This is a genomic window from Paenibacillus sp. FSL K6-1217, from assembly GCF_045040735.1.
Classification (GTDB): Bacteria; Bacillota; Bacilli; order Paenibacillales; family Paenibacillaceae; genus Paenibacillus_AQ.
The window spans coordinates 2,554,991-2,578,917 of the sequence record NZ_CP150271.1; the positions used below are offsets into that span (position 1 = coordinate 2,554,991).

28 protein-coding genes are annotated in these 23,927 nt (G+C 55.0%); 1 reads left to right on the plus strand and 27 read right to left on the minus strand.

Annotation, left to right across the window (positions count from 1 at the left end; genetic code table 11):
* Positions 1-182 precede the first annotated feature (182 nt).
* Positions 183-554, plus strand: a complete 372-nt coding sequence (locus MHH28_RS11555; protein ID WP_405114974.1) for a hypothetical protein — start codon at positions 183-185, stop codon at positions 552-554.
* Between the two features lie 79 nt (positions 555-633).
* Here the strand turns inward: MHH28_RS11555 and MHH28_RS11560 are convergent, their stop codons facing one another.
* The 27 genes from MHH28_RS11560 to MHH28_RS11690 form a co-directional block, all read right to left on the minus strand.
* Positions 634-873, minus strand: coding sequence for a hypothetical protein (locus MHH28_RS11560; RefSeq protein ID WP_405114976.1), 240 nt, complete (start codon positions 871-873; stop codon positions 634-636).
* 773 nt (positions 874-1,646) lie between these two features.
* Complete coding sequence (gene spo0A / locus MHH28_RS11565) at positions 1,647-2,465, minus strand: sporulation transcription factor Spo0A (protein WP_405114978.1); 819 nt, start codon at positions 2,463-2,465, stop codon at positions 1,647-1,649.
* Positions 2,466-2,662: 197 nt separating this feature from the next.
* Positions 2,663-3,772: a SpoIVB peptidase gene (gene spoIVB, locus MHH28_RS11570; protein WP_405114980.1), complete on the minus strand. Its 1,110-nt coding sequence runs from the start codon at positions 3,770-3,772 to the stop codon at positions 2,663-2,665.
* Between the two features lie 138 nt (positions 3,773-3,910).
* Positions 3,911-5,638: a DNA repair protein RecN gene (recN, locus tag MHH28_RS11575; RefSeq protein WP_405114982.1), complete on the minus strand. Its 1,728-nt coding sequence runs from the start codon at positions 5,636-5,638 to the stop codon at positions 3,911-3,913.
* Between the two features lie 48 nt (positions 5,639-5,686).
* Positions 5,687-6,136 carry a transcriptional regulator AhrC/ArgR gene (gene ahrC, locus MHH28_RS11580; protein WP_405114984.1) on the minus strand — a complete coding sequence of 150 codons (450 nt, stop codon included), beginning with the start codon at positions 6,134-6,136 and terminating at the stop codon, positions 5,687-5,689.
* Between the two features lie 26 nt (positions 6,137-6,162).
* Positions 6,163-6,720, minus strand: a complete 558-nt coding sequence (locus MHH28_RS11585) for a hypothetical protein (protein WP_405114986.1) — start codon at positions 6,718-6,720, stop codon at positions 6,163-6,165.
* A 38-nt stretch (positions 6,721-6,758) separates the two neighbouring features.
* Positions 6,759-7,649 (minus strand): TlyA family RNA methyltransferase, encoded by an 891-nt coding sequence (locus tag MHH28_RS11590; protein ID WP_405117010.1) that lies wholly within the window; start codon positions 7,647-7,649, stop codon positions 6,759-6,761.
* A gap of 41 nt (positions 7,650-7,690) precedes the next feature.
* Positions 7,691-9,604 carry a 1-deoxy-D-xylulose-5-phosphate synthase gene (gene dxs, locus MHH28_RS11595; protein ID WP_405114988.1) on the minus strand — a complete coding sequence of 638 codons (1,914 nt, stop codon included), beginning with the start codon at positions 9,602-9,604 and terminating at the stop codon, positions 7,691-7,693.
* Positions 9,605-9,701: 97 nt separating this feature from the next.
* Entirely contained in the window at positions 9,702-10,649 is a 948-nt protein-coding gene (locus MHH28_RS11600; protein WP_405114990.1) for a polyprenyl synthetase family protein, read from the minus strand.
* A complete protein-coding gene (gene xseB, locus MHH28_RS11605) occupies positions 10,636-10,893 on the minus strand; it encodes an exodeoxyribonuclease VII small subunit (RefSeq protein ID WP_405114992.1) in 258 nt (85 codons plus the stop codon). The genes MHH28_RS11600 and xseB overlap by 14 nt, the downstream gene beginning before the upstream one ends.
* Positions 10,865-12,250, minus strand: a complete 1,386-nt coding sequence (gene xseA / locus MHH28_RS11610) for an exodeoxyribonuclease VII large subunit (RefSeq protein WP_405114994.1) — start codon at positions 12,248-12,250, stop codon at positions 10,865-10,867. The genes xseB and xseA overlap by 29 nt, the downstream gene beginning before the upstream one ends.
* Positions 12,251-12,259: 9 nt before the next feature.
* On the minus strand, positions 12,260-13,117 hold the full coding sequence (gene folD, locus MHH28_RS11615) for a bifunctional methylenetetrahydrofolate dehydrogenase/methenyltetrahydrofolate cyclohydrolase FolD (protein ID WP_405114996.1): 858 nt from the start codon (positions 13,115-13,117) through the stop codon (positions 12,260-12,262).
* Positions 13,118-13,198: 81 nt separating this feature from the next.
* Positions 13,199-13,648 carry a transcription antitermination factor NusB gene (nusB, locus tag MHH28_RS11620; protein WP_405114998.1) on the minus strand — a complete coding sequence of 150 codons (450 nt, stop codon included), beginning with the start codon at positions 13,646-13,648 and terminating at the stop codon, positions 13,199-13,201.
* A gap of 165 nt (positions 13,649-13,813) precedes the next feature.
* A complete protein-coding gene (locus tag MHH28_RS11625; protein WP_405115000.1) occupies positions 13,814-14,047 on the minus strand; it encodes a DUF2273 domain-containing protein in 234 nt (77 codons plus the stop codon).
* Positions 14,048-14,062: 15 nt separating this feature from the next.
* Positions 14,063-14,602: an alkaline shock response membrane anchor protein AmaP gene (gene amaP / locus MHH28_RS11630; protein WP_405115002.1), complete on the minus strand. Its 540-nt coding sequence runs from the start codon at positions 14,600-14,602 to the stop codon at positions 14,063-14,065.
* Between the two features lie 72 nt (positions 14,603-14,674).
* Complete coding sequence (locus tag MHH28_RS11635; RefSeq protein WP_173129562.1) at positions 14,675-15,091, minus strand: Asp23/Gls24 family envelope stress response protein; 417 nt, start codon at positions 15,089-15,091, stop codon at positions 14,675-14,677.
* 121 nt (positions 15,092-15,212) lie between these two features.
* Positions 15,213-16,556, minus strand: coding sequence for an acetyl-CoA carboxylase biotin carboxylase subunit (gene accC, locus MHH28_RS11640; protein ID WP_405115004.1), 1,344 nt, complete (start codon positions 16,554-16,556; stop codon positions 15,213-15,215).
* A gap of 55 nt (positions 16,557-16,611) precedes the next feature.
* On the minus strand, positions 16,612-17,121 hold the full coding sequence (gene accB / locus MHH28_RS11645; protein ID WP_405115006.1) for an acetyl-CoA carboxylase biotin carboxyl carrier protein: 510 nt from the start codon (positions 17,119-17,121) through the stop codon (positions 16,612-16,614).
* Positions 17,122-17,396: 275 nt separating this feature from the next.
* On the minus strand, positions 17,397-18,338 hold the full coding sequence (locus MHH28_RS11650) for a SpoIIIAH-like family protein (protein ID WP_405115008.1): 942 nt from the start codon (positions 18,336-18,338) through the stop codon (positions 17,397-17,399).
* Between the two features lie 106 nt (positions 18,339-18,444).
* A complete protein-coding gene (spoIIIAG, locus tag MHH28_RS11655; protein ID WP_405115010.1) occupies positions 18,445-19,083 on the minus strand; it encodes a stage III sporulation protein AG in 639 nt (212 codons plus the stop codon).
* 16 nt (positions 19,084-19,099) lie between these two features.
* Positions 19,100-19,900: a stage III sporulation protein AF gene (spoIIIAF, locus tag MHH28_RS11660; RefSeq protein WP_405115011.1), complete on the minus strand. Its 801-nt coding sequence runs from the start codon at positions 19,898-19,900 to the stop codon at positions 19,100-19,102.
* A 24-nt stretch (positions 19,901-19,924) separates the two neighbouring features.
* The gene (gene spoIIIAE / locus MHH28_RS11665) at positions 19,925-21,247 is read right to left on the minus strand and encodes a stage III sporulation protein AE (protein WP_405117012.1); all 1,323 of its coding nucleotides are present in this window, start codon (positions 21,245-21,247) and stop codon (positions 19,925-19,927) included.
* A gap of 48 nt (positions 21,248-21,295) precedes the next feature.
* The gene (gene spoIIIAD, locus MHH28_RS11670; RefSeq protein ID WP_036698407.1) at positions 21,296-21,685 is read right to left on the minus strand and encodes a stage III sporulation protein AD; all 390 of its coding nucleotides are present in this window, start codon (positions 21,683-21,685) and stop codon (positions 21,296-21,298) included.
* Positions 21,686-21,694: 9 nt separating this feature from the next.
* The gene (gene spoIIIAC, locus MHH28_RS11675; protein WP_020426549.1) at positions 21,695-21,898 is read right to left on the minus strand and encodes a stage III sporulation protein AC; all 204 of its coding nucleotides are present in this window, start codon (positions 21,896-21,898) and stop codon (positions 21,695-21,697) included.
* 13 nt (positions 21,899-21,911) lie between these two features.
* Positions 21,912-22,430 (minus strand): stage III sporulation protein SpoIIIAB, encoded by a 519-nt coding sequence (gene spoIIIAB, locus MHH28_RS11680; RefSeq protein ID WP_405115015.1) that lies wholly within the window; start codon positions 22,428-22,430, stop codon positions 21,912-21,914.
* A complete protein-coding gene (spoIIIAA, locus tag MHH28_RS11685) occupies positions 22,423-23,430 on the minus strand; it encodes a stage III sporulation protein AA (protein WP_405115017.1) in 1,008 nt (335 codons plus the stop codon). Before spoIIIAA ends, spoIIIAB begins: the two co-directional genes overlap by 8 nt.
* A gap of 82 nt (positions 23,431-23,512) precedes the next feature.
* Complete coding sequence (locus MHH28_RS11690) at positions 23,513-23,776, minus strand: YqhV family protein (RefSeq protein ID WP_405115019.1); 264 nt, start codon at positions 23,774-23,776, stop codon at positions 23,513-23,515.
* Between the last annotated feature and the right edge of the window lie 151 nt (positions 23,777-23,927).

Here is a 23,927-nt window from a genome sequence, read left to right on the forward strand (position 1 = left end):
AATTGTTTGTGTAAAATCTTTGTTTCTGAACCGTAAAAACCAACACATCCATTTAATATATATGGAGTTAATTCCCATAAATGCGGGCTCACGTGATCCGATTTCCTTATTCTCTCAAAAACACCCCAATTTTATCCGATATACTCTAATGTAAACTTAATACCACAACTGGAGGAATGTTCATGTCTTACACAATGGAAGTCAATGTTGCAAAAAACCAGGTGATCGTTAGGGCCTACGGGTTGACTGAGAGTGACGTACCCGCATACATAGCAGATTTCGAAAATGCACTGAAGCAGCTGAAGCCGGGCTTCACCGGAGTCACCGATGTGACAGGCTCGCCGACCGTACTCTCGCCTGAAGTTGCCGGAATGCTCGCCCCAACCGGTGACCGTGCAATAGAAGCCGGGGTAGGCGGCTGGGTATACGTTGCAGACTCCCCTGTCTGGAAAATGCAAATGAAACGACTGTTCGGCAAATTCGCCGTGCATTACCCTACATATCAAGAAGCCGATGCTTACCTGAGCAGTCTGGACAACCAATCCGTTAACTAAGATACATGAAATATAAGCTTATATTTATAACAAAACTGACCAAGCCATGGCTTGGTCAGTTTCTTTTACAGAATTATTCTTAACGGATGCCAGATTCACGGGCTTGCAGCGTAAGCAGCTCAAGGATGCGGACCGCGTGGAAAAAACCTATATAAGAGCCAAACAGATAAGCCAGGAAAGTTAAGTCGGTCGAAGCTGCTGCGCTGACTTGTTCACCGTGATTAGCTACGTTTCCGGCCAGCTTTTGTAAAAGCGACTCACTCTGTCCCCATGCGATCAAGCTGCTTGAGGCGAAGATTGTAGCTCCCGCGCTGCCCATCTGCGGCGGTGATGCCACAATAGCTCCGGGCAGCCAATCCGGTAACTAGCTGCTATAGATTCACCACATATAATAGCCCAAATGTTTTTTGTTATTCCTCAATATCCCGGCCAAGGACGCCGCACACAATATAATATAGAGTCCAAGGAAAACTGGCATGGATAGGAACCCCTTACGCTCTACTATCCCCATTCCAATAAAAGTCATCCCTAATATGAGATAAGGCAGCACCATCCCTCTTTGGAAAGTTGCCCGCTCCTCCTTACTCAAACTATCTCTAACGGATTGCCGAAGGAACACATCAAGTCCAAAAAAATGACAAGCCGCTTGTGTGAGCATCCAGATCCCTAAAAGAATCTGCGCTATGATTTCTCCCACCTCCTTTGCTTATCCCTTCATTATAAACTAAAAAAAGCCACTCCATGAAGGAGTGACTTGATTGATCAAAGATAATGCTGAAATTAAGGACAAACGCAAGAGCGTAGGTAAAAAGAACGTAAAAACAATAAGTGATGCCTGGCGATGGGTTTCTTTCTTTGTGTAAAGAACAAAATAACTCTAACGGGTGAAGGATGCAGGTGCTTCATTGTTGCACATCTTGCAGGATTCCACTCATAAATATTAATGGCCACGGTATATTGTTGCATCATTTGCAGAAATTTCGTTGTTTAGAGTAAGTTAGCGCTGGCTTTGTTGCATTTCATGCAGGATTTCAGCATAGGTCGCTTCGATTGGGCAGTATTGCTGCAATTCTTGCAGGATTCCTAACCCTTTCAACCCACCTTATGCTCAATGCGCAGCTTATCCGCTACCATGGCAATAAATTCCGAGTTAGTTGGCTTGGATTTGGAGATATTAATGGTATAGCCGAACAGGTGGGAGATGCTGTCGATGTTGCCACGGGTCCAGGCGACTTCAATCGCGTGGCGGATGGCGCGTTCTACGCGCGAAGGCGTGGTCTTGAACTTCTCGGCTATGGCAGGGTACAGTGTCTTGGTTATGGCTCCAAGGATTTCAATATTGTTATAGACCATGGTGATGGCTTCACGCAGGTACTGGTAGCCTTTGATATGCGCAGGAACGCCGATTTCATGAATGATCGAGGTAATATTGGCATCCAGATTCTTGCCCTTGGACAGCGGAACCACATTACTGGAAGATCTGGAAGAAGAATAGCCGGACATGCTTGCGGAAGTGCTCATGCTGCCTTGCGTGCCAACCAGCTGACGCACACGGTTCGCCAGAACCTCCATGTCAAACGGTTTCAGAATATAATAAGAGGCGCCAAGCTGAACGGCTCTCTGCGTAATATTCTCCTGGCCAAAAGCGGTCAGCATAATGATCTTGGGCTGCGGATTGAGATCCATATCACGCAGGCGTTCCAGCACGCCGAGGCCGTCCAGATGCGGCATAATGATATCAAGGATAAGGACATCGGGGATCTTGCGTGCATCGCTCAGCATCTGAAGCACTTCTTCCCCATTATAGGCGATGCCTGTCACGGTCATATCTTCTTGTTCAGTAATGTACTCAGCAAGCAAGTTTGTGAACTCCCTGTTATCATCGGCCAACAATACTTCAATATTCTGCACTGGCTGCTTCCTCCTTAAATATCTGCTATTCAGAAAATAATGATCATCTTCTCTCCCTATAAGTTTCGACATCTGGTTTGAATATCCTTCTGTCGAAAATTATTTTTCTTTATTTTTTTTCGGTGTTGATTTATAATTAAATATTTTGTTTCACGTTTCGAGGATAATCGCTGCCCTTCGACAAAAAAATCTTAAGGCTAAACCGCCTTAAGATTGTATTGAAGCCCCTGATCCTGTTGAACTACACCGGAGTCCCTAAGCATCCATTCAATGAAGCAGCCGTAACCTGACTTCGGATCATTGACGAACACATGGGTAACTGCGCCGATCAGACGGCCGTTCTGGACGATCGGGCTGCCGCTCATGCCCTGGACAATCCCTCCGGTCTTATCCAGCAGACGGGAGTCGGTGATGCGCAGCACCATGCCCTTAGTGGCAGGGGTCTGCTGACGGGCCACATGAATGATCTCCACGTTGAAGCGCTCGACCTGCTGACCGTCAACCACGGTAAGAATTTGTGCCGGGCCTTCCTTCACTTCTGCGCTCATGGCAACCGGAATCGGCTCCTGATACAGGCTGTGCTCGGGATTCCGGGTCATTTTACCGAAGATGCCGAAATCCGTGTTGCTCTCCACGTTGCCGAGAACCTGGCTTTCCTTCAGAAAATGGGCCCGTTTCTCCCCGGGATCCCCATCCTGGCTCTTGGAGATCGAAGTGACGCTGGACTGCACGATCTGGCCGCTGCCCACCACAATCGGTGTACCTGTGTTCATGTCGGTGATGACATGTCCAAGTGCCCCGTACACCCCCTGCTTCGGGGCATAGAAAGTGAGGGTCCCTACACCTGCTGCGGAATCACGGATGTAGAGCCCCAGCCGCCACACCTTGTCTGTGCGGTCATACGCGGGCTTCAGCTGGGCTGTATGCTCTTTGCCGCCGCGTTTGTAGATGATGCTTAAGGAATCATTGCTCCGGCCTGCCTGCTCGACCAGCCTTGCTACCTTGGATACCTCGTCCAGCTTCACCCCGTTGATGGAGATCATCAGATCTCCCGGCAGTATGCCGCTGTTCTCACCGGGTGAAATCTTGGACTGCTCCGATACTTCAATCAGATGATGACCTACAACCAGCACGCCTGCCGACTTCACCTTCACGCCAATCGTCTGACCTCCGGGGATGACCTTAAGTTCATTCTCGGTTCCCTGTACCGCCCTCGGCGGCTGATGTTCAAGCGGTGCTGCGTGGATCTGTGAGGGTCCCGTTATGCCTGATAAACTGAGAAAGAAGGCAAATAAAAGGCCGGGCATTAACTTCCTGAGGTTAGGCTTCAATGGCTGTCACACTCCCTTTTGCTTCTTTCGCTTGACGAAAAAGGTGGTCGCCAATTGCGTACCTATAAGATAACCTTGCCCCCAGGCTTTTATTACTGTCAATCATTGTCCCGCTTAGCTTACAGCTGCCTTGCTGGCCTCGGCCAGACCCAGCATCTCCTGTGCGTGATGCAATGTTTTTTCGGTAATTTCCACCCCGCCCAGCATCCGGGCCAGCTCCATCACACGGCCTTCGGCCGAGAGGGAGTCCACCTCAGTCATCGTGCGTCCGTCTTCGACTTTTTTGGCAATCAGGTACTGATGATCCGCCATACACGCCACCTGCGGCAGATGGGTAATGGAGAACACCTGACAGGTCGAGGACAGCTTGTACAGCTTGTCTGCGATGGACTGGGCCGCCCGTCCGCTGACCCCGGTATCCACCTCATCGAAGATCAGGACAGGAATGGCATCATGCCGGGCAAAAATACTCTTCATCGCCAGCATAATCCGTGACAGCTCTCCGCCGGAGGCGATCTTGCCCAGCGGACGCAGCGGCTCGCCGGGATTCGGGGAGATCATAAATTCAGCGCTGTCGATCCCCTGCCGGGTCAGACGGTACCGCCGTCCCCGATACTCCATGCCGCGCGGATCTTCCAGCGTCTCCATGTTGACCTGAAGCGAGGTCCGCTCCATCTGCAGATCCTTCAGCTCCCCTTCCACCTGTGAAGCGAGATCCGTTGCACACTGCCGCCGCGCGGCGCTCAGAGCCTCGGCTGCCTCCATTAGGATTTCCAGCAGGCCGTCCCTTTTGACCGTTAACTTCGCAATATATTCATCCTTATTCTCCAGAAGATCGGTCTCCCGCTCTATCTGCTGATAATACTCCAGAATCTGCTCTACGCTGTCCCCGTATTTACGCTGCAGTCCGGTAAGCAGATCCAGCCGGTTCTCAATATCCTCCAGCCGCGCCGGATTGAACTCGATCTCTTCACGGTAGTCGCGGAGCTGAAACGCCGCATCCTCCAGCTGATAATACGCGGATTGCAACTGCTCGAAGACGGCCCGCAGCCCCTTCTCATCGTAACGCACCGCATCCTCCAGCCTGGAGATTACATTGCCAATGGACTCCAGCCCTTGCCTGTCATACAGCAGCTCGTATGCGCCGGATACTGAATCCATCATTTTCTCACTGTGGGATAGTTTTACCCGTTCTTCGGCAAGTAATTCATCTTCTCCCGGTTTTAGTCCCGCAGCAGAAATTTCCTCCAGCTGAAAACGGTATAAATCCAGCATCTGATACGCCTTTTGACTGGATTCCTGAAGTTCCCGGAGTTCTTTTTCCACTTTGGCAAAGGCCGTATATTTCTCCTGGTAGTCCGCCTTGAGCGGACCGATCACCGCTTCGCCGTAAGTATCCAGCAGCCCCAGGTGACGTTCCGCCTTCAGCAGGTTCTGATGCTCATGCTGTCCATGAATATTGACCAGCTGCTCCCCGATTTCACGCAGCATGCTCAGATTAACCATCTGGCCGTTCACGCGCGAAGTGCTTTTGCCCTGGGAGGTAATCTCCCGGCGGATCACCAGATGCTCCTCACGCTGCGCACTGATGCCCAGCCGCTCCAGCGTATCCCAGACCGGATGGCTGCCCGGCAGACTGAAAAGCGCTTCCATTTCGGCCTTCTCACACCCATACCGGATGGAGTCAGCGGAACCGCGTCCCCCGGCAATGAGTGCGAGCGCATCGATAATAATTGATTTTCCGGCGCCGGTCTCCCCTGTAAGGACATGGAACCCCGGATAAAAATGCACATCCACCGCCTCAACCACGGCCAGATTGCGTATAGACAATGTCTCTAACACGAATACAGCACCTCCGACATGATGATTGCCTTCTGCCCATTGGCAGAACTACGATATATAGCCCATAATCTGAGCAATGACGTCCTTGCTGTCTTCCGGCTGGCGGCAGATAATCAGGATCGTGTCGTCTCCGGAGATCGTGCCCATTATTTGCGGCCAGTCAATATTGTCGATCAGCGCAGCCACGGAATTGGCCGTCCCCGGAAGACATTTCATCACCACCAGATTCGCGGAATAATCGATCTGTACAAAGTTGTCCACCAGCACCCGCTTCAGCTTCTGGGTCGGATTGTAACGCTGGTCGGTAGGCAGGGAATACTTGTACCGCCCGTCATCCATCGGTACCTTAATCAGCAGCAGTTCCTTAATATCGCGGGATACGGTAGCTTGTGTTACTTGAAAACCCGCTTCACGCAGCGCCTCCACCAGATCATCCTGGGTTTCGATTTCCTTTTGCGAGATAATTTCTCTAATCTTGATATGCCTGTGTCCCTTCATTGTTGCCTCCCGTATTTATATAGTGCTTAACTGGATTCTCCGTCGTCCTTGCCGAAATTAATTACATGAATGTTGGAAGTCACCGTATCCACATACAGCACCCCGCTGCAATCCGGGTAGATCAGCAGATAGGGGAGGATATGGTCCCGGAGTCCGCTGCCGGTGAATTCAAGCTCCTTGCGGGGACGGGACAGGATGACCAGATAGTAATGCTCCTCATTCTTGGTGGCTACATAATCAATGAACAGCCTGCTGTACATCGGTGCCCCATTCACTTGAAAAGACAGCGGAATCTTTAGCTTGCCGCCGACGACCTCATACCCGGCATCCTCCAGCAGACCGATGGACGGATGAGGCTGAATGACCTTGTTGATCGGCACCCGATCCTTCATGAAGGAACCCGGTGACCCCTGAAGCCAGATATAGATTCTGTAAAGGATAAAGATTGCCGCCGCCAGTCCCATAAGGGCCACTACAGCCTTGTCCGAACTCGCCACTCCCATCACCTCGGTGAATCTATTCGCGTGCGGGCGGGTGAAATCCTGCTTCCGGGCGGCAATCAGCGGCGAAATTCCCGTATCCATTGAAACCTATACATTATTATATAGGCAGCAAAAGAAACTCATCTCTTGGATGAGTTTCCTTGGCCCGCAGCGCTGAAGGTTGCATTCGCTTCCTTAATGACGGAATCGGCAAGCGCGGCGAAATTATTCGGCTGTGCTTCAGCCGCAGAAGACTGCTGCGATGAAGGCTGCTCCGCAGCTTCATCAGGCAGCAGCTTCCAGTGTGCCAGAAATTCAATATTTCCTTCCCCGCCGGTAATGGGGGAATAGGTCAGTCCCGCAAGCGTGTAGCCCAGCTGAGCCGCCATGGACAGCACGTTCACCAGTACCTCGCGATGGACAGCCGGTTCGCGTACGACTCCAGACTTGCCCACCTTCTCGCGCCCGGCTTCGAACTGCGGCTTAATCAGCGCAGCGATATCAGCAGGACGGTTCAGCAGCGCCATTAACGGCGGCAGAATGATCTTCAGTGAAATGAAGGAGACATCGATACTGGCAAAGTCAGGTACCGGTCCCTTCAAATCAGGAGGGGTCATGTAACGGAAGTTGGTCTGCTCCATTACGGTTACCCGTTCATCATTACGCAGGCTCCAGTCGAGCTGGTTATGGCCCACATCAATCGCATACACATGGGCTGCGCCGTTCTGAAGCGCACAATCGGTGAAGCCTCCTGTAGAGGAGCCGATATCCAGCATGTTGCGGCCGGTCAGCCCGATGCCGAACTGCCGCAAGGCTTTCTCCAGCTTCAAGCCGCCGCGGCTGACATAGGGGTGCAGTGCTCCCTTGACTCTGAGGACAGAGCTGCGGAGCACCTTCATCCCCGGCTTTTCAATCCGTTCTTCGTTCGCAAGCACCAGCCCCGCCATAATGGCGGCCTTGGCCTTTTCCCGGCTGTCGTAGAAGCCTTGCTCCACCAACAGCACATCGATTCGTTCCTTAGGGTGTTCCATGTTCATCTCCTGATCACTTCGGTCCTGCTTCCGCCCTGCCCTTACGAGGTGGAAGTTGACTTATAGGTATAAGTGCTGAGCCCCTTCATTGACTTAATACGTGCGCACACAGCTTCAACGGTAAGCCCTGTTTCCTGCCGCTGCTCCTTGATGGAGCCATGCTCGACAAAAACATCCGGCACTCCCATCAAATGAACATGCGCATCATAAATTTCATGCTCTGCAAAGAACTCAAGCACCGCACTGCCGAGACTTCCCGCCTGGCTAGCCTCCTCCAGCACTACCATACCCGTTCCGGCATGCGCCAGTTCAAGCAGCATGGTGTTATCCAGCGGCTTAAGGAAGCGGGCGTTCACTACGCTGACCTGAATGCCTTCACGCTTCAGCGATTCCGCTGCCTCTTCGGCAATCTGAACCATCGGACCGCAAGCCAGTACCGCATAATCATCACCGGGGCGCAGACGCTCCCAGGTACCGATCGGCAGACAACGGAGTTCAGCCTCTAAGGCAACGCCAGTCCCTTCGATCCGGGGATACCGGTAAGCAATAGGTCCGTCATTGTATTCGAGTGCCGTCTTCATCATATGGCGCAGCTCGTTCTCATCCTTAGGCATCATAAGCACTATATTCGGGATATGACGCATGAAAGCTATATCATACACTCCTTGATGGGTCTCCCCGTCTGCTCCGACAAACCCGGCCCGGTCGATGGCAAACATTACATTGGCGTTATGTCTGCAGATATCATGGACAATCTGGTCATAAGCACGCTGCATGAAAGTGGAATAGACCGCATAGACCGGTTTCATCCCCTCCATTGCCAGAGCGGCGCATAGGGTAGCCGCATGCTGCTCAGCGATCCCGACATCGATCATCCGGTCCGGGAACTCCTTGGCGAACGGGAACAGACCTGAGCCGCCCGGCATTGCCGGTGTGACCGCAATCAGTCTGTGATCCTGCCGGCCCAGCTCAATCAGCGTCTCCCCAAAGACTTCGGTATACATCGGGTGGCTGACAGGCTTCACAGCCTTTAGGGACTGGCTGGATTCGATTTTGTAGGGTGAGATCGCATGGGATTTATAGAAGTCGGTCTCCGCAGGCTTGTAGCCTTTGCCCTTAGTCGTTAGCACATGTACCAGTACGGGACCGGACACATTATCCGCCTGATGGAAGGTGTCGATCATTTTCTCCAAATCATGTCCGTCCACGGGTCCCAGATAAGTGAATCCAAGCTCCTCGAACAGCACACCGGGAACCAGCATGTTCTTCAGGCCGTCCTTCACATTCTGTGCCGTCTTCGCCAGCCTTCCACCGATTGCCGGAATCTTCTTCAGCAGGCCTTCAACCTCGTCCTTAGCCCGCAGATAGTGCCGGTCCGAGCGGATTTTGCTCAAATAATTATGCAATGCCCCTACATTCGGTGCAATCGACATTTCATTATCATTGAGAATAACCATCAGCTTGCGGCGCTCATGTCCGATATGGTTCAACGCTTCAAAGGCCATACCGCCTGTAAGCGCACCGTCGCCGATAACAGCGATGACCCTATTGTCCTCACCCTTCAAATCCCGGGCCATAGCCATACCCATAGCCGCAGACAGGGAAGTGCTGCTGTGCCCTGCTTCCCAGACATCATGCTCGCTCTCCGAACGCTTCACGAAGCCGCACAGGCCGCCTTGCTTGCGCAGTGTATCGAACCGGTCCTGACGGCCTGTCAGTATCTTGTGCACATACGCCTGATGACCAACGTCATATATCATCTTGTCCCGGGGACTGTCGTAGCAGTAATGCAGGGCCAGCGTGAGCTCCACCACCCCGAGGTTAGATCCGAGATGCCCTCCGGTTACACTAAGTTTGTCAATTAAAAACCGGCGGATTTCTTCCGCAAGGGCTGCCAGCTCCTCGACTGATAATGCTTTAAGTTGCTGAGGATCATTTATTTGTGGAAGCAGCACGAGTATTCCCCGCTTTCCTAGATGTTGTTAAAATATAAACCCCATTATAACACAAACGAAACGGCTGCCGAAACACAGCCGTTTACCAAAACTTCATTTAGTGATCGCGTGACATCAAATAATCGGCAATTTCCAGCAGCCGGGACGGGTCCTGGAACCCTCCTTTTAGGATCGCCAGATGCGCCGCAGCGGTAAGTTGCTTCACCTCTTCGAGCGAAGCTTCAAGGCCGATGAAATAAGGGTAGGTCACCTTTTGCTGCTTGATATCACTGCCGGTTTTTTTGCCCAGCTTGCTCTCATCGCCGACCAAATCCAGAATATCATCCTGAATCTGGAAGGCCAGTCCGATCTGTGTGCCGAACCGGCGCAAGGCTTCCAGCTGCCCCTCATTCGCACCGGCGATTCTGCCGCCCGCCAGCAGCGAGAAGATCATCAGATCGCCGGTCTTGTGCAAATGAATGTACTGAAGCTGCTGCAGGTCGGTCATTCCCTGCTCGCCTTCCATATCGGCGACCTGGCCGCCGACCATGCCGCGCGGACCGGCCATCTCGGCCAGATCCTCCACGATGGACAACACGCGCTCTGCCGGAACCCCGTGTTTGCGGGAGGCTTGTACCACACTGAAGAATGCATGGGTCAGCAGCGAATCCCCGGCCAGAATGGCCATGGCTTCCCCGAAGACCTTATGATTCGTCAGCTTGCCGCGCCGGAAGTCATCATTATCCATCGCCGGAAGATCGTCATGGATCAGGGAATAGGTATGCACCATTTCAATCGCTGCCGCCACGGGCAGCGCAGCTTCCCGGTTGCCGCCCAGCGCTTCGCACGCGGCGGTGACGAGCAACGGCCGCAGGCGCTTCCCCCCGGCCTGGAGCGAGTATTCCATCGACTCCCTGAGAACACGGGGCACATTCCACTCCTCCGGCACAATGGCCGACAGCGCTCCGGCCACCCAGCGGCTAACGTCAGCGATATACTGCTCCAGCGGTTCGCGGCCCTGCGGCGCTGCCGCCCGGAAGGGTGGTTCTAGTTCAGAATGACTCATCGCTGTCGCCTTCCAGCCGGTTGCCGAACGGCTTCTTGCGCAGTTCGCCATCCTCCACAGTGATCATCTCAATCTTGCGCTCCACCTGCTCCAGCTTGCTGCCGCACAGCTGCGAGAGCTTCATTCCCTGCTGGAATAAATCAATCGCCTTCTCCAGGGGAACGTCACCGTGCTCAAGCTCCCGCACGATACCCTCCAGGCGCTCCATGGCTCCTTCAAAATCCAGTTCCGCTTCCTTTGTCATTCGTTTTGCCATCCTCCTTCATTCCCCATACGTGGCAGTTTAGCTGTCCGTCATTAAGCTTTATGTTGACCACATCGCCAAGCTCTACTTCCTTCAGCGATTTGATTAAATGCTCTTCCTTCTCGTCATACACGAGGCTGTAGCCCCGTGACATGACCTTCAGCGGGCTGAGCGCATCCAGATGGCGCAGCTCAGCCCCGAACCGTGCGCGCTTCTCTGCAAGGCGCGCCTGCATGGCTCCCGCCAGCTCACGGGTGAGGCCATCCGTGCGCCGGCGGGCAGCGCTGACGCTGCTCAGCGGATGGAAGCGCTGCAGGCTCTGGTGCAGCAGCGCGCTGCGCCCCTGCGCACGGCTGTGCCTGGTCTCGGCGGCGCGGAGCAGGGCCGCGCGCAGCATGTCCAGCCGCTGCGTATGCTGGGCCAGCTGCCGGCGGGGGCCGGCCAGCGCCAGCGAGCGCTGCAGCGCGGCAAGGCGTTCGCCGCCGCGCTGCGAGCGGCGCAGCAGCCCTTGGTGCAGCCGCTGCCGGGCTGTGCGCAGCTGCCCGGCCAGCTCGGCTGCGCTCGGCACAGCGAGCTCCGCCGCTGCCGTAGGGGTGGCCGCACGGAGATCGGCGGCGAAATCGGCGATCGTGAAGTCGGTCTCGTGGCCCACGGCCGAGATGACCGGAATCCTTGAGGCCCCGATCGCCCGGGCGACGGCCTCTTCATTGAAGGCCCACAGCTCCTCCAGGGAGCCGCCGCCGCGCCCGACAATCAGCACATCGGCCTCCCCCATGGCATTCAGGTTCTGGATAGCCTGTACAATGGACGGGCTGGCCCCCTTGCCCTGCACTAGAACAGGGTACAGCACAATTGCCACCTGCGGGTAGCGGCGCTGCAAGGTGATGATGATATCCCGCACAGCCGCTCCTGTCGGGGAAGTCACTACCCCGATGCAGCGCGGGAATCGCGGCAGCGGACGCTTGCGCTCCGCTGCGAACAGGCCTTCCTTCTCCAGCTTGCTCTTGAGCTGCTCGTAAGCCAGATACAGGCTGCCGATTCCGTCAGGCTGCATATGTGTCGCATAGAACTGGTATTGCCCGTCCCGCTCATATACCGTCACATTTCCCCTGGCGATTACCTTGGTGCCTTCCTTTGGCACGAACGGCAGCCGCGAGTTATGCGAGGCGAACATGATGGACTTGATCCGGCTGCTCTCATCCTTCAGCGTGAAGTACATATGCCCGCTTCCATGATGGGTGAAATTCGAGATTTCACCGCGAATCCATACATCGGACAGCAGCGCATCCGAATCCAGCTTCATGCGGATATATTTGTTAAGCTCCTTGATGGAGTAGATCTGCCGCTCTGCTGCCATAAGTCCGGCCTACTTCAAGCCGCGGCGGCGTTTGGCGGCGGTCAGCGTGTTGCTCATCAGCATGGTGATCGTCATCGGCCCCACTCCGCCCGGTACCGGCGTGATGTACCCGGCGACTTCCCGGGCGCTCTCATAGTCAACGTCCCCGGCAAGCTTGCCGGTATCCAGACGGTTCATGCCGACATCAATCACAATCGCACCCGGCTTCACGAACGAGGCATCGATGAAGTTGGCCCGGCCGATTGCTACCACCAGAATATCGGCCTGACGGCTAAGCTCGGCCATATTCGCTGTACGCGAGTGGCACATGGTAACTGTTGCATTCTCACGCTGCAGCAGCAGGGATACCGGCTTGCCGACAATATTGCTGCGGCCTATGACCACCGCATGCTTGCCGGAGATGTCCGTACCGGTACGCTTGATCAGTTCAATAACTCCCGCAGGCGTGCAGGGAAGCAGACTGTCATCGCCGATCACGAGATTCCCCACATTGACCGGATGGAAGCCGTCCACATCCTTCTCCACGGAGATGGCATCGATCACGGCCTTCTCTTCAATATGCTTCGGAAGCGGCAGTTGAACGAGGATGCCGTCTATGTCGCTGCGGCTGTTCAGGTCTGCCACCAGTGCCAGCAGCTCCTGCTGGGTGGTAGCGGCATCCAGCCGGTGCACCTCGGAATGGAAGCCCAGCTCAATACAGGACTTCTCCTTGTTGCGCACATAGACCTGGGAAGCCGGATCTTCACCGACCAGAACGACAGCCAGACCCGGCTTCACGCCGCGCTCTGCCAAGTCTGCAACCTCCCGGGCAATCCCGATCCGAATGTCTTCCGATACCTGTTTACCGCTGATAATCGCTGCTGTCATGTAAGTCTCTCCCCTATTGTCTATTGAAGGCTTATAAGCCTGTTACTGCCACTTGCTGCCTGAAACGGAGCTGAAGCTGAATTACAGCTTCGCTCTAAGCGTATCCACATCCTGAATCATTTTGCCGAGGACACCATTCACGAATTTACCGGAATCCTCCGTACCGAAATGCTTGGCCAGATCAATCGCCTCATTGACAGACACCTTGGCCGGTACATCGCTGGCGAAGATCATCTCGAAGGTGGCCAGACGCAGAATCTGACGGTCCACGCGTGACAGACGGCTCATCTGCCAGCCCTTGAGATAATGCTCCAGCATATCGTCAATCGCCATTTTGTGCTCCCATACGCCGTTGACATGCTCTATTACATAAGCCTTCAGTTCGATCTCATCCGTAATGACGCGTTCGGTTTCGTTCTCATCCGCCGCCTCTTCAATCAGCATTTCTACCGCATCGGTTACCTCAACATCGTTCATTTCCATCTGGTACAGGCTTTGCACAATAATTTCTCTTGCTAAACGTCTCTTCATGTGTTCCTCCTACGAACTAACTTCATTCTTGTTTTGATGTTACAGATCTCATCCAACACTAACTGGAGCCATTGCTTGTAATAAAAAAACCGCGCAGCCTCTCTTCCGCAGGTCAGCAACTCAAAGAAACGGGTTCCAGGCTTCCGGGAGAAAGACTATCACGGTTCATTTGAAGGGACGCCAGCGCCCGGACAGCCGCTCTGCGATCTCCTGCCATTGAAACAGGGGACCCTGCGCGGTATCCTTTCTTTTGCCAAGCGTATATCCGATGAACACTACCAGTGCAAAGAACAGCATATCCCAAAAACCGCTAATCAGATAAATCAATCCGAGAAAGACACCGAAGGCAACTCCGGTAATTCTACCCCCGTGACTTTCCCATACTTCTCTCCAGGACATAAGGGAAACTCACCTCTATTCCACTCGACTTTTGAAGCTTGGTGACTGTGTGAGGTTAGCAATGTATACAGACACATCTGCCACCGGAATTCCGGTTGTCTCCTGCACGAAATCATGCACCTGACGCTGTACATCCGTAGTCAGCAGAGGCAGCGAATGCTCGCCGTCGACGACCGCACGGATCATAATCTCAAGCCCCGCCTGCGAGACACGGATGCGCGATTTCAGGTCACGGATGCCCTTCACCTTGCCCGCAGCCTTCAGACTCAGGTTCTCAATCGTCTCCATCGAGATCTGAATGTCCCCGTACTCTGTACGCTGATCGACAGACGGCAGGGATGCGCGGTCGCGGCGCAGGGAGATGTAGAAGAAGCGGATGCTCAGCAGGAACAGAATGACCGCTACCGAGATCGCAGCGATATATACCGCCGGTCCGTCCGAAATCTCATACTTGTCCGGGATGACACCGCTTAAGAGGAGGATGGCAATTACAGATAGTATTCCAATACTTAAGCTGTACAGGAACAGCAGAAGCCTGTCCAGAATTTTGGCCACGAGTCTCACAACCTCCCTAAATTAAGGTAAACCCTCGACGTACTGCCCGAGGGTTTAGGAAGAACAAAGCCTTTACTTCACACGGATAACCGCATCTGTGTCTTCGCTCTTGTCAATGCTTGTATTGCTTTTGAACTGCACATCATGAATATGCACGTTCACTTCCACAACGGTAAGGCCGGTCATGGTCTCAATGGAACGCTTAACGTTGCGCTGAATTTCAGCAGCCACTTCGGGAAGACGGTTGCCGTATTCAATGATCACGGATACATCTACCGCAGCCTCGCGCTGCCCAACCTCAACCTTAACTCCCTTGGACAGGTTCTTGCGTCCGAGAAGTTCCACGATTCCTCCGGCGAAACCGCCGCTCATTCCGGCCACACCTTTAACCTCAACGGTCGCCAAACCGGCGATAACCTCGATCACTTCAGGAGCGATCTGGATTTCACCGATTTCCGTACGTTCATATTCTGTCGGCAATGTACTCATTTTGGACTTCACACCTTTCCTGCATAAAAAAGTTGTTGGTACACTTCAAGCGGGCAGTTCGCCTCTTATTAAACATACTATATCATTTGGCGAACTTTATGACAAACGATGAGAAGTCGTCCTAAATTTCATACTCTTCGAGGAACTTGATATCGAAATTCCCGTCCAAGAACACCGGATGCTCCAGCAGTCTCTGGTGGAAAGGAATCGTCGTATGTATGCCCTCCACCGCAAATTCGGCCAGTGCCCGCTTCATCTTGGCGACCGCCTCATACCGTGTCGGCGCCCAGACAATCAGCTTGGCAATCATCGAGTCATAAAAAGGTGAAATCGTATAGCCCGGGTACGCCGCACTGTCCACCCGTACGCCGAGTCCGCCCGGAGGCAGATAGAAGCCGATTTTGCCGGGAGACGGCATGAAATTACGTTCAGGGTCCTCCGCATTGATCCGGCACTCAATCGACCACCCGTTGATGACAATATCCTCCTGGGTGAAGGAGAGGGGATTACCTTCCGCCACAGAGATCATTTCCTTGATCAGATCCACTCCGGTTACCATCTCGGTTACAGGATGCTCCACCTGGATACGGGTATTCATCTCCATGAAATAGAACTGGCCGTCAGGCCCCAGCAGGAACTCCAGAGTACCCGCACCCGAGTAATTAACCGCCAGCGCGGCCCGTACTGCCGCTTGGCCCATCGCCTCACGGGTCTCCGGTGTCAGGATCGAGCAAGGTGCTTCCTCCACCAGCTTCTGGCGGCGGCGCTGCACAGAGCAGTCACGTTCGCCCAGATGGACTACGTTGCCGTGATTGTCAGCGATGATTTGAATCTCCACATGCTTCATGCCGGTCAGGAATTTCTCCAGATATACCCCGGCGTTGCCGAAGGCCTTCTGCGCCTCCTGCTGGGCTGCGGTAATCTGCTTCACCAGCGACTCTTCGTCCTCGGCGATGCGGATGCCCTTCCCTCCGCCGCCTGCGGTAGCCTTGACGATGATCGGATACCCGATATCACGGCCCAGCATCACCGCTTCCTCTATGTCGCCGACAAGCCCGTCGGAGCCCGGAATAATCGGAACCCCCGCCTGCTTCATCGTATCCTTGGCTACGGCCTTGTCGCCCATCCGCGTAATCGCATCCGGCGACGGGCCGATGAAGGTAATATTGCAGGATTCACAGATCTCAGCGAAATCCGCATTCTCGGCCAGGAAGCCATAACCGGGGTGAATGGCATCGCATTCCGTCAGCGTGGCAACGCTCATAATATTGGTAAAGTTCAGATAGCTGTCCTTGGCGGGCATCGGTCCGATACAGTACGCCTCATCTGCAAGACGGACATGCAGGGAATCGCGGTCCGGCTCCGAATAGACAGCCACGGTGGCTATACCCAGCTCGCGGCAGGCCCTGATAATGCGGACCGCAATCTCGCCGCGGTTGGCAATCAACACTTTTTGAATGTTCATGCGTTTCCTCCCAAAGTTAGCGAAGCTTGCAAGCTCCTACTCATTCTTGCGGCAATTATTCCGCTCTCACCAGAAACAGCGGCTGGCCGTATTCCACCAGCTGGCCGTTCTCAACCAGGACAGAGACAATCTCGCCCTTCACTTCGGCTTCCAGCTCATTCATCAGCTTCATCGCTTCAATGATGCAGACCGTGGATTTCTCATTCACCCGGTCTCCGACATTGACAAAGGAAGGCGTCTCCGGGGAAGCGGCACTGTAGAAGGTCCCGACCATCGGCGAGACGATTTTATGTAATGCGCCTTCAGCGGAGGATGCTGGCTGCTGCGCCGCAGCAGGAACTTCACTAACAGCCTGAGGAGCAACAATCTGCGGACTTTGCGGCTGCGGGGCTGGCGTAAAGGGGTAGGTATAAGGAGCCGCCTGAATTACTGTTCCTTCGGCTTCAGTGCGGTCCGGTTTGCGGATCGCCAGCTTCATACCTTCGCTTTCAATCTCCAGCTCGTGCACGGAGGAAGTCTGGTCCAGCAATTGAATCAATTCCTTAATCTCACTTAACTTGAACATTGGGTAGTTCACTCCTTCAGCTTTCTCTCGAAGCCATTTTGGGACGCCGGCTGAGCAGGGTACGATATCCGTTCTGACAAGCATACCTGTAAGGGGTCTGCTCTCTAATTCTCTTGAATCGCTACCTGGTGTAACCGCTGCCTGCGTAATCTTCTTTTTCTATGCATCGATAACTTTATGTATTATATCACAAACGATAGAAATGGAAAGAGCCTGGGACGCGCCCGGGCTCTTTCGGCATTTTATTCTATTTTCCCTGATTATATGCAGTGGGCTTACTGCTCCGAGACGTATTGGACCTTAATCTTGTCCTGGGTAACGCTCAGTTCCTTCATTACAAAATCCACAATGCCCACCGCCTGCTTCACATCCAGCTTATCGCTGAGCACCACGACAGTGTAGGCATCACCGGCTTCTTCTTTCACAATGGCTTCGCCGTATTTCTGCTGAAGCTTTTCTTCAATTCCGGTGATTTTGGATTCCTTCTCTTCCAGCTTGCTGAGCTGCTCCTGGGCTGCCGCATTCTCGGCGGGAGTCTTATCCATATTGTTAATCATCGCCAGGAGATCGTTGTGGTCTTTCAGGTTCTTCTGCTCGCGTTCGTACAGGTAGTTCGTGAACATGCTGCTGGCCGATACGCTCTGGGAAGCCACTTCATCCAGAATGGCCTCATCGTCTTTTGCCGGAGTCTTGTCTACAGCGGCCGATGTATCCTTGCTGTCCTTGTTGTCTTTGCTGTCTTTACTGTCCTTATTCTCTTTGCTGTCCTTGCTATCCTTGCTGTCAGCGGTATCCTTGCCTTTGTCAGCAGTGGCCGGAGCCGTTTTGTCCGTTGTTACAGCCGTATCCTTGGATGCATCGCTGCTGTCGGCAGTTACACTGCTGTCATCTATCACGGCCGGAGTCGTATTATCCTCGGTTACAACTGTTGCTGCCGTTTCATCCTTGGCGTCCTTGCTGGCGTCCTTGCTGCCGTCACTCACGGTTCCCACGGCAATCCCTTTGTCGGTGCTGACCTCTTTGATGACAAGTCCGCTGTCCAGCGTAGTGGCGGTTCCGCCGCCCGTCCCGTCTTTGATCGTGTCCACCTGGATGCTGCCTGCGGTTTCTTTCGGGATCGGGGCCCCCGTATCTTCCGTGAACAGATAGTACGCAGAGAGCACTACCATCAAACTGAGCATGGAAACCAGCCAAATCGTTTGTCTTTTGCCCTTCATTGTTTATACCTCCTATAATTTTGTTGCCAGCCCTCTTGTCGTGTGTGTCATGTGTATCGTACAAGCCTCTCTGCTTAAGCATATGCCGGGGTTGCCGGAGACATGCCTATTCCTGCTTGCGCGGGACAACAGAAATCCGGTAGACCGGTACGTTAAGCCCTTTTTCAACCGCTTGCTCAATGAGGCTGCGCACGACCTTGTTCTCTGCCCCTTTGGCGACCACCAGCACTCCCCGCACCTGGGGCTTCACCCGCTTGGTGATGATCGGGGCCTCGTTCCCTGACTGGCTGTAGGTGACGATCTGCCCGTCCCTGGTGTACTGGGTGGTATGGCGTTTACCGCCGCTGGCATCCGTTTCTTCACTTTGCTGCTGTGAGTCATTCATATTGCGCTGCACGATAATCTCCTCTGTGGAATCTACGGTGACCATAATGTCCACAGTACCGACCCCCACGATCTTCTCCAGAATCCCCTTCGTGCGGTTCTCCATCGCCAGTTCGATGCTGTCAAAAGAATTCGCGCTCACGGTCTCCTGCTGCAGGACCGTCTGCGAGGTCCCGCTGTCCGGCGGTTCACGCCCCGTGTTCTCGTTGTCCAGCTTCTTCACATTCACGAAGGAGTTGAACAGCATGATCGCAACGCCCAGCAGGCCGATGATGATCAGCCAGCGGAAAGTGTGGCTGCGCTTCGGGCTGCCGCTGCCGCCTCCGGCCCAGTTCTCCAGCTTTTTCAGCCATTTGCCCATGGAATGCCGCCTCCTCTTATGATTTCACGGTCCCGCCCCCGCTGCTCTGCACCTTGATCAGCGCGGGGTCCAGGTTCCAGTTCTGCTCCAGCAGCCTGATAATTGTTCCGGCTTCCTCCGCCAGGGTCTCCTGCGTTCCACCCGTTCCGTTCCCGGAGGAGGCGGATGCCGGAGCTGAACCCCCTGAGGAGGATGCTTCCTGCCCTTCGCTATCCCCGCCGCTGCCCTCCAGACTGACCTGGACCGGCTTCACGGGGGTTATCTGTATCGGCCGGGCTGAGGGGAGCGCTGCGGTGCCTGCGTCCGGGACAGCGCCCCCGGAGCCGCCCTCCTCCGGCGGAAGAGCTACCGTGACCGAAGAGATCAGCGGCACATCCTCGCCCAGCGGCGCATTCGGATTCGGCCCCATGGCCAGCGCCACTGTAACCTTCACCCCGCCGGCCCCGGTGCTCCCGGCAATCTGGTCCCGCATCTGGCCGGCGATTTCCTCGGCAGCCAGCTTCAGGCTCTGATCGCGTGCTCCGGCGGCGAGCATCCGCCCGTCCGCCAGAATCTTGTCCAGCGAATCCGGGCTATCGCCCACCCCGTTCAGCAGCCCCCCGCTTCTCTCCTGCTGCTGCATCGCCACGGTCAGCTCCTTGCTGGCATCCCCCTTCAGCAGAGAGACAAGCGGGCTGAGCATCGTCAGCAGGACCAGCAGGCTGAGCACCAGCCTGGCGTAGCGTTCCATGGATTTGCTGGGCAGCAGCATCTCCACAAATGCAGCCATCAGCACGACGAGAATCAGCTCATGAAGCCAACTGCTGAGCCAGGACATGGCGCACCTCCTTGTCTTTTCGTTCTAGCGCATCATCACGGTCACATTGCCCGCAGTCAGCATAATGGTGACGGCCAGGAAGAACATCAGCGAGACGGCGGCGAGCGCCGCGAACACATAAATCATGCTTTTGCCGATCGTCTGCAAGCAGGTTACGATCGGCGTCTCGCCCAGCGGCTGCATCACAGCGGCGGCCAGATTGTAGATCAGGGCGAGAATCAGGATTTTGATCGCCGGGAACGCGCACAGGAAGAGGATGATGATCACTCCCGAGAGCCCGATGGCGTTCTTCACCAGCAGCGAAGCCGAGATGACCGTGTCGGTGGCATCCGCGAACATTTTGCCGATGACCGGCACGAAATTCCCTGTAATATATTTGGCGGCGCGTATGGTCACACCGTCTGTAACCGAGCTGGTTATCCCCCTGACCGAGATCACGCCGAGGAACACGGTGAGCAGCACCCCGAGCAGCCCGGCCCCGATATTGCGCAGCAGATTGGCCAGATGGGTCAGCTTGTATTTCTCCGACATGGCGCTCACCAGATGCAGCACCGCCGAGAAGAACAGCAGCGGGAAGACGAGCGTATGAATCAGTGTGCCTACGGTATGGATCATGAACACGATCAGCGGATGGGTCACCGACACCGTGACGATATTGCCCATCGAAGCCAGCAGCGCGAACAGCAGCGGAATCATGGCCATCATGAAATCGATCATCCGGTCGATGGCATCCTTGGCATAGCCGATAGCGACATTGAAGCTGTTGACGGCGATAACCAGCACCACCATGTAACAGAGCATATAGGCGATCTTGCTGACTGATTTCCGTTCAAAAGCAGTCTGCAGCGTCTCCAGAATCATGCTCAGCACACTGATCATCACAATCGTGACCAGTAGCTTGCCGTTATAGAGCACCTCGTGCCACATGAAGTTCATCAGGCCGGACAATACGCTTTTGAAGCTTAAGCCCTTATCTCCCGGCAGCAGCATATCCATCAAGGAAGGCGTCCGGCCCTCCGGGAAAAATCCCCCGTAATCCTTCATCAGCTGGTCCCAGTAAGACTCCACCTTGTCCTTCGGCAGATGCTCCACCTGCCCCTTCACCCACTGGTCAACCGGAGAAGGTGAGCCTCCGCTGCCGCCTGCGGCCGGTGCTGACGGACCCGGAGACGCGGTTCCAGCGGTTCCAGCGGTTCCAGCGGTTCCAGCAGTTCCAGCGCTTGCAGCACTTGCAGCACTTGCCGAGCCCCCGCACAGCAGAAGTATCTGAATCACCAGCAGCAGGACCGGGAGAAGCAAGAGCGGTTTCACTCCTTTTGGCGGCCGAAAAACATGATGCTCCTGCATTCCCCTCACCTCTGCTTTCCTCCAACTTGTCCGGCATGTCCCGCTGCATCAGGCAGGCAGCAGCTTCATGACCGTTTCAATAATAATGCTGATAATCGGAACAGCCAGCACCATGATCAGCACCTTACCGGCCAGCTCAATCTTGGAAGCAATGGATTCCTGTCCGGCATCCCTCACAATCTGCGCCCCGAATTCGGCGATATAGGAGATGCCAATGATCTTGAACACGGTTTTGATGTGGATCATTTCCATCCCGGAGGACTCCGCCACCCGCTCCAGCGTACCGAGAATCGTACCAATCTTGCCGATCAGGAACAGGAAGATCAGAATGCCGGCCGCCGTGGTCAGCAGGAAGGCGAATACCGGCTTTTGTTCCTTCAGGACGAGGATAAGGACCGTCGCCAAGATGCCGATTCCCACAATCTGAATGATTTCCATAACTCCAGCCTATTGAAAAAGAAAAATCGTTTTGATTTCCTGCAGCAGCCCATCCAGCATCCGGATGACCATGAACAGGACGATAATAAAGCCGACAATCGTTACCCAGTGGGCAATATCCTCTTTGCCCATCTGCTTAAGCACCGTGTGGATCATGGCGATAATGATGCCGATGCCGGCAATCTGAAAGATCGCGTTGACTTCAATATTCATTCCTGGCACCTCGCTAAAAGATCAAAATGACGATCAATGCTCCAAGCAGCAGCCCCAGGCTTTTGCTCACCTTCTCATACTTGCCCTGATCTTCTCTGGCCGCTGTCTCCTCCTGCTTCAGTTGCTGTAAAGCCAGAGCAATATGCGTGCTCTGATTCGGCCGGTCACTGGTGCCGAGCGTGCAGCTGAGCTGCCGGATGATCTCCTTCTCCGTGCCCCGCAGCGATGCGCTGCTCCAGTGGGCTTCCATCGATCGTCCGATGGCCTCTTCCGCACTGTGGTTATGCGGCGGAGTCATCTCGTCCGCCGCTGTAAGGAAGAAGGCCCGCAGCGGCTCCTTCGTCTGCATCCCGATCCGGCGCAGCGCCTCAGGCAGCGGAGTGTAGCCGTATTGGATCTCGGTCTCCAGCCGCTGGAGCGCTGCAATCAAGGCCCGGATATGCCTCGGACGGTCGGCATACTGGGCCGCCCGCTTGAAGCCGGCCAGCGTGCCGGCCAGCACGATCAGCACCGCGCCAAGCAGCTTAAGCATGGCGGTCGCCCCCTGACACCGGACGGTCCTCCGGCGGGACCAGCAGCAGCCCGCGCTTCTGGGCGTCCAGAATGCGGAAGGACAAGCCGGAGGCTCCCCGGTGCAGTATCACATACCGCTCGAACATCATGTGCTCCAGCAGCCCGCCCAGTCCGGGCCGCCGGGCCAGCTCGGACACTTCCTTGCCGTGCGCGGACGCGACCACCGAGATCCCTGCATGCAACGCCTCGGTCACCGCCTCCGCGTCCTCCATGCGGCCGATTTCATCGGCGATCAGCACATCGGGCGACAGCGAGCGGATCATCATCATCATGCCTTCCGCCTTCGGGCAGCCGTCCAGGATATCCGTACGCGGCCCGACATCGAAGGCCGGAATCCCCCGGCGGCTCCCGGCGATCTCGGAGCGTTCGTCGACGATGCCGACCTTCAGCCCCGGCCGGCTGCCCTCCCGGCCGCTGCCTGCACCTGCTGAGAGCTGCCTGGCCAGATCGCGCAGCAGCGTAGTCTTGCCGTGCTGCGGCGGGGACAGGATCAGCGTATGCATGACCCGCTGCCGTCCCCGGTCCAGCAGATACGGCAGCACTCCGTCGGCGATGCCATGCACCTCACGGGCAATCCGCACGTTGAAGCCGGTAATATCACGCAGATGCTCCACGCCGCCCCCGCTTAAGACTGTCCGGCCCGAGAGGCCGATCCGGTGTCCGCCGGGAATGGTGATGAAGCCCTTGCGCAGCTCCTCTTCCATCGTATAGAGGGAATGGTTGCTGATGAGATCCAGCAGCCGGTGCGTATCCTCCCGGTCCGGCCGGTAAGCCTCGCCGGGAAGCTGGGTCAGGCGGCCGCCATCAGCGATGAAATGATACTTGCCGGAATAGTTGATCTCGAGCGGCCGTCCCTCACGGACGCGAATCTCCTCCACCTTGTCCAGGAGCGCAGCGGGGAGGCCGCCGAGCAGCGCTCTTACTTTTTCGGGAAACAACAGAAGCCAGTCATTAGCCATACCAGGTACCCCCAAGCTGTCCTCTACTAAATAGCTTTATTCCATATTTATGCTTGTACTTGTGCTTTATGCCTATCATCTATCATTTCTTCAGAATCCCGAATAAGAGAATAGCCACCCCGCAGCCAATCCAGCCCAGCTTGCCCCAGGACAACTGCTCTGCCATCCCTGTCAGGCCTACAGCGGTGGTTAGAATCAGGATCGTAGGGCCGACGAGTGCCAGTCCCGAATTGACAGCCAGCGCCTTATCCACCTGATTCAGCCTCAGCATAATCAAGGCCGCCGCAATCTCCACACTGCCGGACAGCAGCCGCAGGGCAGCCATCCAGCTTACATACTTGTCCAAATATCTCAACTCCCTTGTTCAAATCTATGGACCGCGCGCATCATTCATTGCACATCAAACAAGCTGTTATCCATGGATATGCGGAAAAGGGCGACTTTAGACAAGAAGAAATGGGGATACTAGCGGAGATTTCAGGAGGTGTGAAAGATAT